At 61.1% G+C, this 16265-nt stretch carries 21 protein-coding genes; 10 read left to right on the forward strand and 11 right to left on the reverse strand.

The features are described from left to right. Positions 1 to 2: 2 nt before the first annotated feature. The 5 genes from ccmE to ccmA all read right to left on the reverse strand — a co-directional run bounded on the left by ccmE (position 3) and on the right by ccmA (position 2774). Positions 3 to 461 (reverse strand): cytochrome c maturation protein CcmE, encoded by a 459-nt coding sequence (ccmE, locus tag JFT58_RS16400; protein ID WP_014717703.1) that lies wholly within the window; start codon positions 459 to 461, stop codon positions 3 to 5. After that, positions 458 to 634 (reverse strand): heme exporter protein CcmD, encoded by a 177-nt coding sequence (ccmD, locus tag JFT58_RS16405; RefSeq protein WP_034127174.1) that lies wholly within the window; start codon positions 632 to 634, stop codon positions 458 to 460. The genes ccmE and ccmD overlap by 4 nt, the downstream gene beginning before the upstream one ends. Next, complete coding sequence (locus JFT58_RS16410) at positions 631 to 1386, reverse strand: heme ABC transporter permease (protein WP_054899080.1); 756 nt, start codon at positions 1384 to 1386, stop codon at positions 631 to 633. The genes ccmD and JFT58_RS16410 overlap by 4 nt, the downstream gene beginning before the upstream one ends. Before the next feature lie 87 nt (positions 1387 to 1473). After that, a complete protein-coding gene (gene ccmB, locus JFT58_RS16415) occupies positions 1474 to 2142 on the reverse strand; it encodes a heme exporter protein CcmB (RefSeq protein WP_014717701.1) in 669 nt (222 codons plus the stop codon). Continuing rightward, complete coding sequence (gene ccmA, locus JFT58_RS16420) at positions 2139 to 2774, reverse strand: cytochrome c biogenesis heme-transporting ATPase CcmA (protein WP_034127172.1); 636 nt, start codon at positions 2772 to 2774, stop codon at positions 2139 to 2141. Before ccmA ends, ccmB begins: the two co-directional genes overlap by 4 nt. A 200-nt stretch (positions 2775 to 2974) precedes the next feature. Here ccmA and fliK point away from each other — a divergent pair, with 200 nt between their 5' ends. Both fliK and JFT58_RS16430 read left to right on the forward strand, forming a co-directional pair. After that, a complete protein-coding gene (gene fliK / locus JFT58_RS16425; RefSeq protein ID WP_054899084.1) occupies positions 2975 to 4552 on the forward strand; it encodes a flagellar hook-length control protein FliK in 1578 nt (525 codons plus the stop codon). Continuing rightward, a complete protein-coding gene (locus tag JFT58_RS16430) occupies positions 4549 to 4878 on the forward strand; it encodes an EscU/YscU/HrcU family type III secretion system export apparatus switch protein (protein ID WP_054899079.1) in 330 nt (109 codons plus the stop codon). Before fliK ends, JFT58_RS16430 begins: the two co-directional genes overlap by 4 nt. A gap of 315 nt (positions 4879 to 5193) precedes the next feature. Here JFT58_RS16430 and JFT58_RS16435 read toward each other — a convergent pair whose 3' ends face one another. Together JFT58_RS16435 and moaB are read right to left on the reverse strand one after the other, a co-directional pair. Further along, positions 5194 to 6420, reverse strand: coding sequence for a molybdopterin molybdotransferase MoeA (locus JFT58_RS16435; protein WP_057976687.1), 1227 nt, complete (start codon positions 6418 to 6420; stop codon positions 5194 to 5196). Beyond that, on the reverse strand, positions 6404 to 6943 hold the full coding sequence (gene moaB, locus JFT58_RS16440) for a molybdenum cofactor biosynthesis protein B (RefSeq protein ID WP_034127168.1): 540 nt from the start codon (positions 6941 to 6943) through the stop codon (positions 6404 to 6406). The genes JFT58_RS16435 and moaB overlap by 17 nt, the downstream gene beginning before the upstream one ends. Positions 6944 to 7019: 76 nt before the next feature. Here moaB and mobA point away from each other — a divergent pair, with 76 nt between their 5' ends. Then, the gene (mobA, locus tag JFT58_RS16445) at positions 7020 to 7622 is read left to right on the forward strand and encodes a molybdenum cofactor guanylyltransferase MobA (protein ID WP_057976736.1); all 603 of its coding nucleotides are present in this window, start codon (positions 7020 to 7022) and stop codon (positions 7620 to 7622) included. Positions 7623 to 7701: 79 nt separating this feature from the next. After that, positions 7702 to 7923, forward strand: coding sequence for a YgdI/YgdR family lipoprotein (locus JFT58_RS16450; protein WP_003189935.1), 222 nt, complete (start codon positions 7702 to 7704; stop codon positions 7921 to 7923). A gap of 55 nt (positions 7924 to 7978) precedes the next feature. Here JFT58_RS16450 and JFT58_RS16455 read toward each other — a convergent pair whose 3' ends face one another. The 3 genes from JFT58_RS16455 to JFT58_RS16465 form a co-directional block, all read right to left on the reverse strand. After that, positions 7979 to 8869 carry a pseudouridine synthase gene (locus JFT58_RS16455; RefSeq protein ID WP_054897890.1) on the reverse strand — a complete coding sequence of 297 codons (891 nt, stop codon included), beginning with the start codon at positions 8867 to 8869 and terminating at the stop codon, positions 7979 to 7981. Positions 8870 to 8938: 69 nt separating this feature from the next. Beyond that, positions 8939 to 9274, reverse strand: coding sequence for a hypothetical protein (locus JFT58_RS16460; RefSeq protein ID WP_003189932.1), 336 nt, complete (start codon positions 9272 to 9274; stop codon positions 8939 to 8941). A gap of 74 nt (positions 9275 to 9348) precedes the next feature. Further along, complete coding sequence (locus JFT58_RS16465; protein WP_034127166.1) at positions 9349 to 9585, reverse strand: glutaredoxin family protein; 237 nt, start codon at positions 9583 to 9585, stop codon at positions 9349 to 9351. A gap of 238 nt (positions 9586 to 9823) precedes the next feature. On the opposite strand from JFT58_RS16465, the gene JFT58_RS16470 reads away from it, so the two are divergent. After that, a complete protein-coding gene (locus JFT58_RS16470; RefSeq protein ID WP_054897891.1) occupies positions 9824 to 11560 on the forward strand; it encodes a cation:proton antiporter in 1737 nt (578 codons plus the stop codon). On the opposite strand, the gene JFT58_RS16475 is transcribed toward JFT58_RS16470, so the two are convergent. Next, complete coding sequence (locus JFT58_RS16475) at positions 11547 to 12755, reverse strand: ammonium transporter (protein WP_054897892.1); 1209 nt, start codon at positions 12753 to 12755, stop codon at positions 11547 to 11549. The two genes, JFT58_RS16470 and JFT58_RS16475, sit on opposite strands and share 14 nt — an antisense overlap. Before the next feature lie 345 nt (positions 12756 to 13100). Between JFT58_RS16475 and JFT58_RS16480 the strand changes: the two genes are divergently transcribed. From JFT58_RS16480 to JFT58_RS16500, 5 genes are all read left to right on the forward strand, one after another. Further along, a complete protein-coding gene (locus tag JFT58_RS16480) occupies positions 13101 to 13415 on the forward strand; it encodes a DUF883 family protein (protein WP_003189926.1) in 315 nt (104 codons plus the stop codon). 2 nt (positions 13416 to 13417) lie between these two features. Next, entirely contained in the window at positions 13418 to 13822 is a 405-nt protein-coding gene (locus tag JFT58_RS16485; protein WP_005786473.1) for a phage holin family protein, read from the forward strand. Next, entirely contained in the window at positions 13819 to 14160 is a 342-nt protein-coding gene (locus tag JFT58_RS16490; RefSeq protein ID WP_034127163.1) for a hypothetical protein, read from the forward strand. Before JFT58_RS16485 ends, JFT58_RS16490 begins: the two co-directional genes overlap by 4 nt. Before the next feature lie 164 nt (positions 14161 to 14324). After that, entirely contained in the window at positions 14325 to 15656 is a 1332-nt protein-coding gene (locus JFT58_RS16495; RefSeq protein WP_034127162.1) for a deoxyguanosinetriphosphate triphosphohydrolase, read from the forward strand. Positions 15657 to 15817: 161 nt separating this feature from the next. Beyond that, the gene (locus JFT58_RS16500; RefSeq protein WP_034127161.1) at positions 15818 to 16219 is read left to right on the forward strand and encodes a response regulator; all 402 of its coding nucleotides are present in this window, start codon (positions 15818 to 15820) and stop codon (positions 16217 to 16219) included. Positions 16220 to 16265: the final 46 nt, after the last annotated feature.

Raw genomic sequence — 16265 nt, forward strand, 5'->3', positions numbered from 1 at the left:
GCTCAGCCCTCCTTGACTGGGGTGGCGGGAGCGGTTTGGCCGCTGTCTTTCAAGGCTTTGGTGACCTCGGGCGGCATGTATTTTTCATCGTGCTTGGCCAGCACTTCGTCAGCCACTACCACGCCATCGGCGTTGAGCTTGCCCAGGGCGACAATGCCCTGGCCTTCCCGGAACAGGTCCGGGAGGATGCCGCGATAGGTGATGGTCACGGCCTTGTTGAAATCGGTGACGACGAAGGTCACGTCCAACGAATCGCCGGAACGCTTCAACGAGCCCTGCTCTACCATGCCGCCAGCGCGGATGCGCGTATCGACCGGTGCCTCGCCATTGGCGATCTGGGTGGGCGTGTAGAACAGGTTGATGTTCTGCTGCAGGGCGCTCAGGGCCAGGGTCACGGCAATGCCGACGCCGGCCAGGATGGCAAGGATGATCAACAGACGCTTTCTACGCAGCGGATTCACTTTTCGGTCTCCCGGCGCAGACGTCGCGCCTCTTGTTGCAGGTAACGCTTGCGGGCCAGGATCGGCGCGGCGACGTTGAGGGCCAGCACCGCCAGGCAGATGCCATAGGCCGTCCAGACATACAGGGCGTGGTGGCCCATGGCGAGAAAATCGCTGAAAGAAGCAAAACTCATCCGCGTGCTCCCAGGCAATTTTGCACTTCGGCTTTCACCCAACTGGTACGGGCTTCACGCTTGAGCACTTCAAGGCGCATGCGCAGCAGCAATACGGCGCCGAAGAAACAGTAGAAGCCCAGCACCATCAACAGCAACGGCGCCCACATCTCCACGGGCATCGCCGGTTTTTCGGTGAGGGTGAAGGTGGCGCCCTGGTGCAGGGTGTTCCACCACTCCACCGAGTACTTGATGATCGGGATGTTGATCACGCCGACAATCGCCAGCACCGCGCAAGCCTTGGCGGCGCTGTCACGGTTGCTGATGGCGTTGCCCAGGGCAATCAGGCCGAAATACAGGAACAGCAGGATCAGCATCGAGGTCAGGCGCGCATCCCACACCCACCACGAGCCCCAGGTCGGTTTGCCCCAGATCGCACCGGTCACCAGTGCCACGGCGGTCATCCATGCACCGATCGGCGCGGCGCATTGCAGGGCCACGTCGGCCAGCTTCATCTTCCATACCAGGCCGACGATGCCACACACCGCCAGCATCACATAGCAGGACTGGGCCAGCATCGCGGCAGGTACGTGGATATAGATGATGCGAAAGCTGTTGCCTTGCTGATAGTCCGGCGGCGCAAAGGCCAGGCCCCAGACCAGGCCAGTGCCGATCAGCAGGATGGCGGCGATACTCAACCACGGCAGCAGCTTGCCACTGATGCCATAAAACCATTTGGGCGAGCCGAGCTTGTGAAACCAGGTCCAGTTCATTGCTGTTTCCATCACGGTGCTTTTCGTCGTGGCGAAAAGCTCAGGGTCTTTACTGACTCAGCGTCATTGACGCCGGGTCAGACCTCATTATTCACCGACGCTGATTTTCAGGCCGGCGGCTATAGCAAAAGGTGTCAGGGTTACCGCCAGGGCGGTCAGGCTACCCAGCCACAAGAGGTAACCGGTCGCCGGCATACCCATGAGCGCGGCTTGCAACGCGCCACTGCCCAGGATCAACACCGGGATATACAAAGGCAGAATCAACAGGGCCAGCAACAGCCCGCCACGCTTCAAGCCGACCGTCAACGCTGCGCCCACCGCCCCCAACAGGCTGAGCACCGGCGTGCCGAGTAACAAAGACAGGAGCAGCACCGGCAGGCATTCAACGGGCAACCCAAGCATCATGGCAAGCAGTGGCGAGAGCAAGACTAGCGCCAAGCCGGAAAAAACCCAGTGTGCCAGCACCTTGGCCAGTACCAGAAGTGGCAACGGGTGCGACGAAAGGACCCACTGCTCCAGGGAACCGTCTTCGAAATCACTGCGAAACAGCCCGTCCAGCGAGAGCAGAACCGATAAAAGCGCGGCGACCCACACCAGTCCTGGGGACAAGGTTTGCAACAGTTTAGTCTCCGGGCCAACCGCCAGCGGGAACAGCGCGATCACGATGGCAAAGAACACCAGCGGGTTGGCCAGTTCGGCGGGGCGACGGCACAACAGCCGGGCTTCGCGGGCGACCAACAGGGCGAACACACTCATAGCGACCACCGCCCCAGGTCCAGCTCACGGTAGCCAGCAGGCATACGCGCCAAGGTGTGGTGGGTGGTGAGCACCACCAGGCCGCCTTGCTCGCAGTGCTGGGCCAGGTGTGCTTCGAGTTGAACCACGCCTTGTTTGTCGAGGGCGGTGAAAGGTTCGTCGAGAATCCACAACGGCGGGCCGGGCAAGTACAAGCGGGCCAAGGCCACGCGGCGCTGCTGGCCGGCGGACAGGGTGTGGCAGGGAACGTCCTCAAAGCCCTTGAGGCCCACCGCGGCCAGGGCCTGCCAGATGGCGTCACGGGAAGCAGGATGATGCAGGGCGCTGAGCCAACTGAGGTTTTCTTCAGCAGTGAGTACGTCTTTGATGCCGGCGGCGTGGCCGATCCAGATCAGGTTGCGCGCCAGCTCGCTACGCTGTTCGTTCAAGGGCTTGCCGTTGAGATGCACCACGCCGGCCGTCGGCTGCATCAGCCCGGCCAGCAGGCGCAGCAGGCTGGTCTTGCCGCTGCCATTGGGGCCACTGATTTGCACCATGTCCCCACCCGTCAGCCGCAGGTCGAGTTGCTCGAACAGCAGGCGCAGGTCGCGTTCACAGGCAAGCGCTACGGCTTCAAGAAGAGGGCTGGTCAAAAGATCGCGGGCCTTTACGGTTCAAGTCGGTGGTGCAGCGGCCGTTATAGAGAGATGCACAATAACGGCTTTGGCGACCGATTTTAGAGAGCTGGATCAAATAGTTGTGAGGTTTTTACCGCTCTCTTTGCAGACGGGCGGCATTATACATGCGATGCCCTACTCTAAAGAGGGCAATTTCCCCAGAGACGATGCGCACGATGACCGGCGAGATCAACCTTCCTCCACTGCCGCCAACCTCCGCACCCGGGCCCACTCCGCTGCCTGGAGCCGGCGCATTGCTCAAACTGCTGGAGCCGCAGGCCGGGTTGATCGACCCGGGGAAAACCGTGAACGCTGAGGTCATCGCGCTTAAACAAGGCGGCGAGGCCTTTCAGTTACTGCTCAAACTGACCCTCGAAGGCGGTCGCCAGGCGCTGGTGCAGGCCAGCAGTGCCCAGCCCTTGCCTCTAGGCAGCAATGTGGCGGTGAGCCAGACGCCTGCGGGCAACCTGGCCCTTACCTTGCAGCAAGCCATGAGTGCCAACGTGGCCGCTCTCACTCGCCTCGACACTAACCAAATGCCGGTAGGTACGTTGTTGCAAGCCAAGGTGCTGACCACGCAGATGCTACCCCAGGGCACGGCGCAACCGGCGATCTATCGCTCGCTGGTGAGTGTGCTCAATAACGCCCTGGCCGGTGCCACCCTGACCTTGGAAAGCCCTCAACCGCTAAGGGTGGGCAGCTTGCTCAGTGCTGTGGTGCAGAACGCGCAGACCCTGAACTTCGTACCGCTAAGCGGCCTGAAGGACCAACTGGCCGTGACGCAGCAACTTGCCATTCAGCAAAGTCGCCAAGGCTCGCTGGATGCGGTGTTCACCGCCTTGCAAAACCTGCCCCGTGGCGACAGCACATCGGCCGAGCTGCGGGCCGCCGCCGAGCGATTGTTGGCGGCCTTGCCCGATCTGGCACAGGTCAGCAATCCCAAGGTGCTGGCCCAGGTGGTGCAGAACAGCGGCGCCTTTCTGGAAGCCAAACTGCTCGCCGGCCAGAACCCGCAAATCCCACCGTTGGACATGAAAGGCGCGCTGTTACGCCTGGTCGCAGACCTGCTGCCCGCCCTGCCCGCCAGCACCAACCTGAATGCGATCCTCGCCGCCAATACCCTGGCCCAGGTGTTGCCGCACTTTGTGCGCAGCCCGCTGAGCACCCTCGGCCAGGTCGGCGCCCGGCAGATACCCGCCGGCTTCCCGCTGCCCGAGCGGCTCATGGCAAAACTGGAAGGTGAAGGCGACCTGGAAAACCTGCTACGCCTGGCCGCCGGGGCGATCTCGCGCTTGCAGAGCCATCAACTGTCGAGCCTGGAACAGACCGGCACCACCGCCGACGGACGCCTGCAAACGACCTGGCAGTTGGAGATTCCCATGCGCACCCTGCAAGACATCGTGCCGTTGCAGGTCAAGTTCCAACGCGAGGAGCCCGCGCCAGACAAGGACCAGCCCGAGCGCAAGGATAAAAAAGACCCGAAACAAATGCTTTGGCGCGTCGAACTGGCCTTTGACATGGAGCCGCTGGGGCCGTTGCAAGTTCAGGCGCAGCTGTCCCAAGGCAAACTGTCCAGCCAGCTATGGGCCAGCCGCCCTTTCACGGCCAGCCTGATCGAAAGCCACTTGGGCAGCCTGCGTGAGCGCCTGGTTTCATCCGGGCTCAACGTCGGCGACCTGGATTGCCACCTGGGCACCCCGCCACGCGGGCCAAAAACCGGACTGGAGCAACGCTGGGTGGATGAAACCGCATGAGAAACGCCGACCCGCCCCGCCAGGCCATCGCCCTCAAGTACGACGGCCAACAGGCCCCTACTCTGACAGCCAAAGGCGATGATGCCCTGGCCGAAGCCATCCTCAAGCTGGCACGGGAGAATGAAGTACCGATCTATGAAAACGCCGAGTTGGTGAAGCTGCTGGCGCGCATGGAACTGGGGGACAGCATTCCGGAAGAGTTGTACCGCACGATTGCCGAGATCATTGCGTTTGCCTGGACGTTGAAGGGCAAGTTCCCGGCCGGCTACGACCCGGAGGCGGGGCCGGTGGAGCGGGATGTCACTGAGCAGGGTGACGATTACTGATTGCTCATAGGGCACATACACATCCAAATGTGGGAGCCGGCTTGGCTGCGATAGCCATCGGTACCTACACAACTTCGGCGCGACGCTGGATCTGTGGCGAGGGAGCTTGCTCCCGTGACGGCCTACCAACCGACGCAAATCTCCCTGACGCACCACGATCCAAATGTGGGAGCGCGGGGCGGCAGGTAAATAAGCGTCGGCTGGTCGGTCGTCACGGGAGCGAGCTCCCTCGCCACAGGTTTTGCGTCGTTCAGAGGTTGTGTAAATACCTATGGCTATCGCAGGCCAACCAGCTCCCACATTTTTAGCGCGCGGTCAGTTAAGGACTTCGCTCAAAGGAATGAAGTTGACCCGGTCGCCGATGGCCAGCGTGGTCCCTTCCAGCACCTCCACAAAGCCTTCAGCCCACGCCGCACTGCGCAGCACCCCGGAGCTTTGGTTGCGGTAGATGATCGCCTTGCCCTGTTCGATCCGCCCGCGCAGGTACTCGCGGCGGTTGCCGGGCTTGGGCCAGACGAACCCTGCCGGCACTTCGAAGCGCAGCGGCTGCACCTCCTGCACCCCTTGACGGCGCAGCAGATACGGGCGCGCCAGCAGCGCAAAAGTCACCAGGGTCGAGGCCGGGTTTCCCGGCAGGCCGATCACCGGCACGCCACGAAAATGCCCGAAGGTCAGCGGCTTGCCCGGTTTGATCGCCAGCTTCCACAGCGCCAGCTCACCCTCTTCCCGTAAGGCAATGCCGAGGAAGTCCGCTTCGCCCACCGACACACCGCCGGTCGAGAGGATCAGGTCAACGCTGCCCAGCCCCGCCAGGCGCGCGCGGGTCTGTTCCAGATCATCCGGTAGAATCCCGGCATCGATCACTTCGCAGCCCATGCGCACCAGCCAGCTGCACAGCACGCGACGGTTGCTGTTGTAGATCTGCCCAGGGCCGAGCGGCAACCCTGGCTCGATCAGTTCGTCGCCGGTCGACAACACGGCCACGCGTACGCGCCGCACCACCTCGAGTCGATCACGTCCAAGAGACGCGGCCAAACCGAGTTCGATAGGGCCCAGGCGGGTGCCGGCACTGAGTACGGTCTCACCGACCGTGGTCTCTTGGCCCTGAGGCCGGATGTTGTCGCCCATCTGCAATGGCTCGGTGAAACTCACGCGCTGGTCGGTATGCACCACGGCGTTTTCCTGCATCTGCACGCAGTCAGCGCCTTGGGGCACCGGCGCGCCGGTAAAGATGCGTGCACAGGTGCCGGCCGCCAAGGGTTCAGGTGCAGTGCCGGCGAAAATCCGCTGGCTCACCACCAAGGGCTCGCCGGTCCAATCCGCCAGGCGCACGGCGTAGCCGTCCATGGCACTGTTGGGCCACGGTGGCAGGTCGAGTGTGGAGATCAGATCCAGGGCCAATACCCGGCCATCACACTCAGCCAGAGGCAGTACTTCCTGCTCGCGGATCGGCGCGGCGGCGGCCATGTCGAGCAAACGCTGCAGGGCTGCTTCCACCGGCATCAGGGCGCCGGTCTTGCCGGGCTTATCCACGGGATTCACAAGGTTCGGCCAGCTTCAGATGCGGAACGAAGTTGCATGGGCGGTGACGGTTATCCAACTGCTCGGCGAGGATGCCGTCCCAACCGGTGCGCACGGCATTGGTGGACCCTGGCAGGCAGCACACAAGAGTGCCATTGGCCAACCCCGCCAAGGCGCGCGATTGCACGGTGGAGGTGCCGATATCGGCCACGGAGATCTGGCGGAACAGCTCGCCAAAACCATCGACCTGCTTGTCGAGCAGGCAGCTCACCGCTTCAGGGGTACTGTCGCGACCGGTGAAGCCGGTGCCGCCGGTAATCAGCACCACCTGCACCACGTCTTCGGCGATCCAGTGGGCCACCTGGGCGCGAATCTTGTAAAGGTCGTCCTTGAGCAGCACGCGCTCGGCCAGGCGATGGCCGGCGGCGGCAAGACGATCGACGAAGACCTGGCCGGAGGTGTCGGTCTCCAGGGTGCGGGTGTCGCTGACCGTCAATACAGCAATATTCAGGGGTACAAAGGGCGCATCGGCCTTGGCTTTCATGGCACGGTCCGGTTGTCGAAGGAACAGCCCGATGTTATATCACAGGCCCCTGTTTCCCTGCCGCAGCGCAACCACCATGACGTTTGAATTTTCTTCCCTGCCGTGTTCGATCCTGTTGCTGGCCGGTGGTCGCGGCCAACGCATGGGCGGGCAGGACAAAGGGCTGCTGGAATGGCAAGGTCAGCCCTTGATCGCCCACCTGCACCAGTTGGCCCGGCCGCTCACCGATGACCTGATCATCTCGTGCAACCGCAACCATGAACGCTACGCGCTCTATGCCGACCAACAGGTGAGCGATGACAACCCGGGCTTCCCCGGCCCGCTGGCAGGTATCCGTGCAGGACTCTTCGCCGCACGCCATGAGCATCTGCTGATATTGCCTTGCGATGTGCCGCAGATCGATGCGCGACTGCTCGCCGACCTGCGTGCGACCGCACGACGCAATCGGCAGCTACCGGTGATGGTGCGCCAGGGTGACTTCTGGGAACCCTTGCTGTGCGTCATCCCCACTCGCCTGAAAAACCAGGTGGAACAGGCGTGGCAAGCGGGGGAGCGCAGCCCGCGCAAGCTGTGGCTGCAACTGGGTGCCGTGGCGCTGGAATGTCCGGCCGATGACCCGCGCCTGGCCAATCTTAATACGCCCGAGCTGTTGCACCCCGGGGCTGGCATGTCAGAATGAACCCTGCACAAGGAACTTTGCCGGCGTCCCGTACGTCACAAGGTCAGCAATTTAAAAGTATTCTCTCGGAGACAAACTCATGACTCAACGGACCATCGCCGCTCTCATGCTTGCACTGGGCCTCGCCACCCTCGCCGGTTGCGCTTCGCCAACAGTGATCACCCTGAATGACGGTCGCGAAATCCAGGCCGTCGACACCCCGAAGTACGATGAAGATTCGGGCTTCTACGAATTCGAACAACTGGACGGCAAGCACACCCGTATCAATAAAGATCAGGTTCGCACCGTTAAAGACCTGTAAGCCTCAGCGCTTGCACACAAGGCCCGCCTAGCGCGGGCCTTGTTGTTCCTGGGGTTTACCAGTCCAGGGTGATCTGGCTGCGAAAGCTGCGTTGTTCACCGCTTACCGGGTCGATAAAGCGCACGCCCTGGGCCAGTAGCTTGAGTGGCTTGGCGTAATCGTCCTCGGCATCCTTGATCACTTCGGGGTAGAACGGGTCATTACAGATGCTCGCCCCGAGCGCCGTCATATGCACGCGCAGCTGGTGCTTCTTGCCGGTCACCGGGAACAGGCCGTAGCGCCATAGATCAGCGTTTTTCTCGCGCACCTCTACCGCCGTCTCGGTGTTGCTGGCACCCGGCCCTTCCTGCATGCGAAAGAAAGGTTCGCCATCCACCAAACGGCTTTTGTGCACCAACGGGAAGCTGAGGTGCGGCAAGGCCGGAGCGATGGCTTCATAGAATTTGTCGATACGTCGCGTGGGAAACAATTGCTGATAGGCCGAACGGCTGTGCGGGTTGGCGGAGAACAGCACCAACCCCGCCGTATGTCGGTCGATGCGATGCAGGGGCACCAGGGCGGGATTGTCCAGGCGCCGGATCAAGCGTCGCAACAAGGTGTGCTCGACGTATTCGCCAGCGGGTGTCACTGGCAGGAAATGCGGTTTGTCCGCCACCACCAGGTGCTCATCCGCGTACAGGATGTTTTCCAGCACCGGAATCACTTTCTCGTTGGGCACTTCGCGAAAGTAATAGATGCACAAGCCTTCCTTGTAGCCCAGGCCCAGGCTGATCGGGCTGCCATTGACATCCAGCACCCGGCCGCGGGCAATGCGGTCCAACCATTGTTCGCGGCCGATGGCCGGAAAGTGTGCGCACAGGCAATCGAGCACCGTCACCCAGGAGCCCGGCGGCAAGTACAGGGTGCTGGCTTGGTGCTGGGAGGGGGAAAAAATGGAAGTGGACATGCCGACGCTCAAAGCCTGGAAAACAGGCGGGCATTATCGCCCATGGCGCGCGATTGCCTAGGGCCTATCTCAGGCCTTGGCCAGTTGAGCTCGCAGCACTGGCGAGGCGCTTGCCGCCTCGGTGAATTCCTTGAGCCAGCGCAGCACGTCCACCGCTTCCCAACGACCCGGGTCATACAACGCGTAGAGCAAGCCCTGATAACCCACCACATCCAGCTGCTTGTGATAACCGGCGCGCTGGAACAGCGCCTCGATTTCCGCGAAGCAGGTGTTGAAATGCACTTTGTTAAACGGCGTCTTGCCTTCCGTGACCAGGCCATCGAGGCGCAGTTCGTTCACCGCGTCACGCACCACATCGGCGGACATGCGATTGACGCTGCTTTTAAGTTGTTCAACATTCACCACGGGCGTTCCCTCTATTCAATCGCTGTACGAATATACAGTAACTTAATATTTGGAAAGCCGCCATCGCATAAATCTCAGCGCAGGAAGGTAACCACCTGCGCGGTGTCGAACGGCCAGTCCAGTTCCGCCCCGGTGTCCGTGCGGCGAAGCACCGGAATCCGCAGGCCGTAGACGTCTGTCAGGTCCTCCGGATCGGCGATATCCACCAACTCCACCAACAACCCGTGCTCGACGAGCGGCATGACTTCGGCTTCGGCAATCTCACACAGATGGCAACCCAGGGTGCCGAACAGCTGGCATTCAGGAAGCATGATGAAAGGACTCGAACAAGAAACGAACGTCCATTCTAATCCCAACAAGCCCCTGTAGGAGCGAGCTTGCTCGCGAAAAACTCCCGCGCGCCGCGTTCACTCAGGAACCCCGCGTTATCGTTGACGTTTTTCGCGAGCAAGCTCGCTCCTACGGTGCAAAAAGCCTGATCCAGATCACCATGGCCTATAACTGATTCAGCGATTCTTGCGGCTTTTTGCCGCTCGCCCTGCAACGGAGATGCCTGTGTTCGCCAACCTGCTGATTATTCTGGCCTCATCCTTGGTGGTGATTGCACTGTTTCGCCGGCTGCAGCTGCCGCCCGTGCTGGGCTACCTGTGCGTAGGCCTGGCAGTGGGCCCCACCGCGCTGGACTGGGTCAATGACAACGAAGACCTGCCGGACCTGGCCGAGATGGGTGTGGTGTTCCTGCTGTTTTCCCTGGGGCTTGAGTTTTCCCTGTCGAGAATGTTGGCGCTGCGCAGCGTGGTATTTGGCCTGGGCAGCCTGCAAGTGCTGGGGTGCGGGGCATTGCTGGGCGCGTTATTGATGAGCTTTGGCCTCGCACCTGGCGTCGCGTTGTTACTGGGCGCAGGGCTGGCGTTATCGTCCACCGCCATTGTCAGCAAGGAGTTGACCAGCCTGGGTGAAGTCTTCAGCAGTCATGGGCAGAATGCGATCGGCGTGTTGCTGTTCCAGGATGTCGTAGCGGTGTTGCTGCTGACATTGGTACCGGTATTTGCCGGCAGCAGCGACCAAGCCTGGTACTGGGCGCTGCCGCTGACCTTGGGCAAGACCGTGGTGCTGTTCGTGGGCCTGTTGTTCGCCAGCCGCTGGTTGCTGCCACGCCTGTTCCGTGAAGTCGCCGCGTCTCATTCGGCGGAACTGTTTGTGCTGCTGGCGCTGGTGATTGTCTTGCTCACCGCCTGGCTCACCCACCTGCTGGGCCTGTCCCCTGCCCTCGGTGCATTCCTGGCCGGCATGCTGCTGGGGGAAAGTCATTACCGACACCAGATCGAAGCCGATATCCGCCCGTTTCGCGACATCCTGCTGGGGCTGTTTTTTGTCAGCATCGGCATGCTCATCGATCTGCAGTTGTTCGTCAGCCACAGCCTGTTGATCCTCGGCCTGACGCTCACGCTGATGCTGGTCAAAGGCAGCGTCGTCGCGGCGCTGGTCAAGTGGCGTAACAGTGACACCGAAACAGCCTGGCGCAGCGGTCTGGCGCTGGCCCAGGGCGGCGAGTTCTGTTTTGCGCTGATGGCGCAGATGCAGCAGAGCCGGTTGATTCCCGATGAGTTCAACGGCCTGCTACTGGCTGCCACCTTCTGCTCGATGCTGCTGACACCGCTGCTGTTACGTGCGGCACCGGCCATCGCGCTGCGCCTGCATCGCAAGCCCAACCAGCAAGTGCAACTGGAACACATCACCGCGCTCAACGCTCAATTGCACGGACACGTGGTGATTTGCGGGTATGGCCGGGTAGGCCAGTCCATCGGGCGCTTTATGCGCCGCGAACAAGAGGCGTTTATCGCCCTGGATGATGACCCCGAACGGGTGCAGGAAGCCGCCACCGAGGACAGCAGTGTGCATTACGGCGACTGCCGCCGTGGTGCATTGCTCAGCGCCGTCGGCCTGGAACGGGCGCGGTTGGCGGTGATCGCGGTGGACAACAGCGATGTCGCCCTGGTGGTGCTCAAGGAGGCGCGGCAGATCAACCCAGACGTGCCGATCCTGGTGCGCACACGCGATGACAGCCAGTTGGCTGAACTCAAGGCCGCGGGCGCCAGCGAGGTGGTGCCCGAGTTGCTGGAGTCGAGCCTGATGCTCGCCTCCCACGCCCTGATCCTGCTGGGCCTGCCGGACCAACAGGTGCAGGCGCGAGTGAACGAAGTACGGCGCAACCACTATCGCCTGCTGCACGGTTTCTACCCACCGCCACACACTGACGAAGAAGCGCCGATCAGTCCTGACTGACCGCCCCGATCTTGTGGATCGACAGGTCCGCACCGTAATACTCCTGTTCCTGGCTCAAGCGCAGCCCTTGCACACGCTTGATCACGCCGTACACCAGCAAGCCGCCGCCAAACGCTACCGCCACGCCCAGCCCGGTGCCGATCAACTGGCTGATCAGGCTCACGCCGCCCAGCCCACCCAGGGCCGCCTGCCCAAAGATGCCGCAGGCAATGCCACCCCACACGCCACACAAGCCATGCAACGGCCACACGCCCAGCACGTCGTCGATCTTCCAGCGCGCCTGGGCAGCGATGAAGCACCATACGAACAAGCCACCAGCGACCACGCCCGTGACCAGCGCGCCCACCGGATGCATCAGGTCGGAACCGGCGCAGATTGCCACCAACCCGGCCAAAGGACCGTTGTGCAGAAAACCGGGATCGTTACGGCCAATTACCAGGGCAGCCACGGTGCCGCCGACCATGGCCATCAGCGAATTGACGGCCACCAGACCACTGACGCCATTGAGGGTTTGCGCGCTCATCACGTTAAAGCCGAACCAGCCCACGATCAGAATCCACGAGCCCAGCGCCAGGAAAGGAATGCTCGACGGCGCAAACGCCACCAAGCGCCCTTCACGATAACGCCCATTGCGCGGGCCCAGCAGCAACACCGCCGCCAGCGCCAGCCAGCCGCCCATGGCGTGAACAACCACGGAACCGGCAAAGTCGTGGAAGCTGGCGCCAAAGGTTGCGAGCAGCCATGCTTGCAGGCCAAGGTTGCCGTTCCATACCAGGCCTTCGAAGAACGGGTAGATAAACGCCACGATCAGCGCGGTGGCACACAGTTGCGGGGCAAACTTCGCACGCTCGGCAATCCCGCCGGAAATAATTGCCGGAATCGCCGCGGCAAACGTCAGCAGGAAGAAAAACTTCACCAGGCCGTAGCCATGATCGGCGCTGATCACCGCGGCCGGTTGCAGGAAGCTCACCCCGTAGGAGATCCAATAGCCTATAAAGAAATAGGCCAGCGTTGAAATCGCGAAATCACTGAGGATTTTCGACAAGGCGTTGACTTGGTTCTTCTGCCGTACCGTGCCAACTTCAAGGAAGGCAAAGCCGGCGTGCATGGCCAGCACCATGACCGCGCCAATCAGAATGAACAAGGTATTGGAGCTGTGGACGAGGGTGTCCACCGCGCTTTGCAAGTTTTCCATGGAGGTTGGCAGGCCTGCATCAAGGCAAAAAGCACCAAAGCGGTTCAAGCCAGGGTTTAGCGCACTAAATTGGCACCGCCGGCTCCGCCTTTCTTCAGAGGGCGTGAACCGCTTTAGCGCAGCGATCAACACAACAGGCCGTTGCCGAAAGGGTTTTTCCGCGAAATTAAGTGATTTAGGGTAAGGTTTTCCAAGGTTTTCACCTCGACCGCCCGGATTCAGCGCAGGCTCCAAGGCCTGCGCACCAAGGCAAAGCAAAAGCTGTACCACACAATTGCAATGAACCTTCAGCGAACGCCGCGACTCGAAACCACACGTACAGATCAGCTACCCACGGAGATAACCATGGCCGGTAAAACAGCAAAGACTGCTCAAGAGATACTGATGGAGGATTTTCAAACCCTGGTCAGCGATACCGAAAAGCTGCTGGACGACACTGCCGTGCTGGCCGGTGACCAGGCTGACGAGTTGCGCACCAAGATCCACGAGAGCCTGCTCAAGGCCCGCGAGACCCTGCAACTGACCGAAGACTCATTGCGCGAGCGCGGCCAGGCGGCAATCACCGCCACCGAAGACTACGTGCAAGCCAACCCATGGCAGTCAGTCGGCATTGCTGCCGGCGTAGGCTTTTTGATCGGTCTATTGGCTACAAGGCGCTAACCATGTCTATCGGCGAATCCAGCTCATCCACGAGCGCACATTCCTCAGCAAGCGGTTCAACTTCCCGACGCCTGGGCGCAGCTGTGCTGGGCTTGCTGCACAGTCATGTCGAGTTGTTCGGCATTGAATTACAAGAGCAAAAGGCCCGTACCGTCAGCCTTTTGCTGTTTGCCGGCCTGGCGTTGGTGTTTGCCCTGCTGTTGCTGGTGGGGTTGTCGACGCTGGTGATGATCCTGGTGTGGGACACGGGCTATCGCCTGACCGGCATCATCTGCCTCTGCGTGTTCTACAGCCTGGCCGCTGCGTTCTGCGGTGTGCGCTTGAAGGCGGCGGTATTCGATGAGTCCACGCCCTTCCACGCCACGCTCGAAGAACTGGCCAATGACCGGGAGCGCCTGCTGCCATGAGCATGACTGAGATCCCGCAAAATACTTCTCGCCGGGAAATGCGCAAAGCCTTGATTCGCCTGCGCATGGAAATGCACCGCCAGGAAATCCGTCATGAGTCCCAACAACTCATGGCGCCCCTGCACAAAATGCGCAACATGCGCCACAACTGGCAGGACAGCCTGGGCATCAAGCACGCGCCGTTGTGGGGCGTGGCGGCGGTTACGCTGATGGGCTTCTTTACCGGCAAGGGCGCCAAGGGCGGCAGTATCAGCAGCATCACGCGCCTGGTGCGGCTGGGTGCCGGCTTGATCCCCCTGATCAAGTTGGCCATGCAAGGCTCTTCGCGCAAAAGCTGACCCTCGTTAGCCGATGACCGCAATGACCAGACACCTGCTGGTCATTGCGGTTTTTTGCGCTGCCTGTTAATTGATACCGACGCGGCCGACCGCTGGATTCGCCTGCCCTTGAAGGCCGAACCGGGAAGCTGGAACTGTCATTCACACTACGGAGAGCCTGCGCCTTGGATTGGCCCACCCTGCTAACCCGCGAACGTCTTGGAAAACCCCTGCACAGCCCTGAAGAACTGGGCCGCAGCCCCTTCCACAAAGATCACGACCGCATTATTTTCTCCGGCGCGTTCCGGCGCCTGGGACGCAAGACCCAAGTGCATCCGGTTTCGAGCAACGACCATATCCACACACGCTTGACCCACTCCCTGGAAGTCAGCTGCGTGGGGCGCTCACTCGGCATGCGCGTGGGCGAAACCCTGCGCAGCGCCCTGCCCGACTGGTGCGACCCCAGCGACCTGGGCATGGTGGTGCAATCGGCCTGCCTGGCCCATGACATCGGCAACCCGCCATTCGGGCATTCCGGCGAAGACGCCATTCGCCACTGGTTCCAACAGGCCGCCGGGCGAGGTTGGCTGGATGGCATGAGCAGCGCCGAACGCAATGACTTCCTTAACTTCGAAGGCAATGCCCAGGGCTTTCGGGTACTCACCCAACTTGAATACCACCAGTTCGACGGCGGCACGCGGCTGACCTACGCCACCTTGGGCACGTACCTCAAATACCCCTGGACTGCCCGTCACGCCGACTCGCTGGGCTACAAGAAACACAAGTTCGGCTGTTACCAGAGCGAGTTGCCAATTCTTGAGCAGATCGCCCACAAGCTTGGCTTGCCCCAGTTAGAGGAACAACGGTGGGCGCGTCACCCGCTCGTCTACCTGATGGAGGCAGCCGACGACATCTGCTACGCGTTGATCGATCTGGAAGATGGCCTGGAAATGGAGCTTCTGCAGTACAGCGAAGTGGAGTCGTTGTTGCTCGACCTGGTCGGTGATGACCTGCCACAAACCTATCGCCAGCTGGGCCCATTGGACTCTCGCCGACGCAAGCTGGCGATCCTGCGTGGCAAAGCCATCGAGCACCTGACCAATGCGGCTGCGCAGGCGTTTGTCGAACAGCAGGACGCCCTGCTGGCCGGCACGCTGCAGGGAGACCTGGTGGAGCATATGCACGGCCCGGCAAAGCGCTGCGTGCTGGATGCCAAAGACATGGCGCGCAAGAAAATTTTCCAGGACAAGCGCAAGACATTGCATGAAATCGGCGCTTACACCACCTTGGAAATCCTGCTGAACGCGTTCTGCGGCGCGGCCCTTGAACAACATGGCGGGCGAACACCGTCGTTCAAGAATCGGCGCATTCTCGATTTGCTGGGCAACAGCGCGCCGGACCCCGCCTGGCCACTGCACGCCTCGTTCCTGCGAATGATCGACTTCATTGCCGGTATGACCGACAGCTACGCCACCGAAATGGCACGGGAAATGACTGGGCGTTCCAGCCCTCAGTAACGCTTGCATCCGACCGCCTGTTCCCTGAAACGAATTGCCCTACGATGGGAACAGAGCGGACTGATCGAATTCGTACAAGCATCCGAAGAATAATCACGCGTTCCCAACCGACCGAGCAATTCTACTGCCCCCATCGACGCTTGCCTCACTGTGTGCTTTCTATGCCCAGATACTCTCTTCGTATTCTTTTGGTGGAGGATCACCCGTTTCAACTTCTGGCCACCCAATGCCTGCTCAACAGCTTCGGCTTCGATCAACTGACTGCGGTGGAAAACGCAGAGCAGGCCATACGCACAATGAGCCAGTCCGAACATCCCTTTGACCTGATGTTGTGCGACCAATGCCTGCCCGACCTGCCCGGACTTGAACTAGTGGAAATCGCCAGCCGTCGGCGCTTCATTACCAGCGCTATTCTGTTAAGCGGGCTACCCACGCCAGAACTGATGAGCCTGACAAAACAAGCCTCGCAACGAAGTCTTCCGCTTCTTGGCTATTTATCAAAACCGTTGAACAAGGACGAACTTGAAAAGTTAATCGGCTTAACTTTTACCCCCCCTACGTAGGACTTTAAACATCTTCTTCGACGAAATACGCTACGAAGCCCGCCGT

The organism is Pseudomonas sp. MF6767, assembly GCF_016405475.1.
GTDB lineage: Bacteria > Pseudomonadota > Gammaproteobacteria > Pseudomonadales > Pseudomonadaceae > Aquipseudomonas > Aquipseudomonas paracarnis.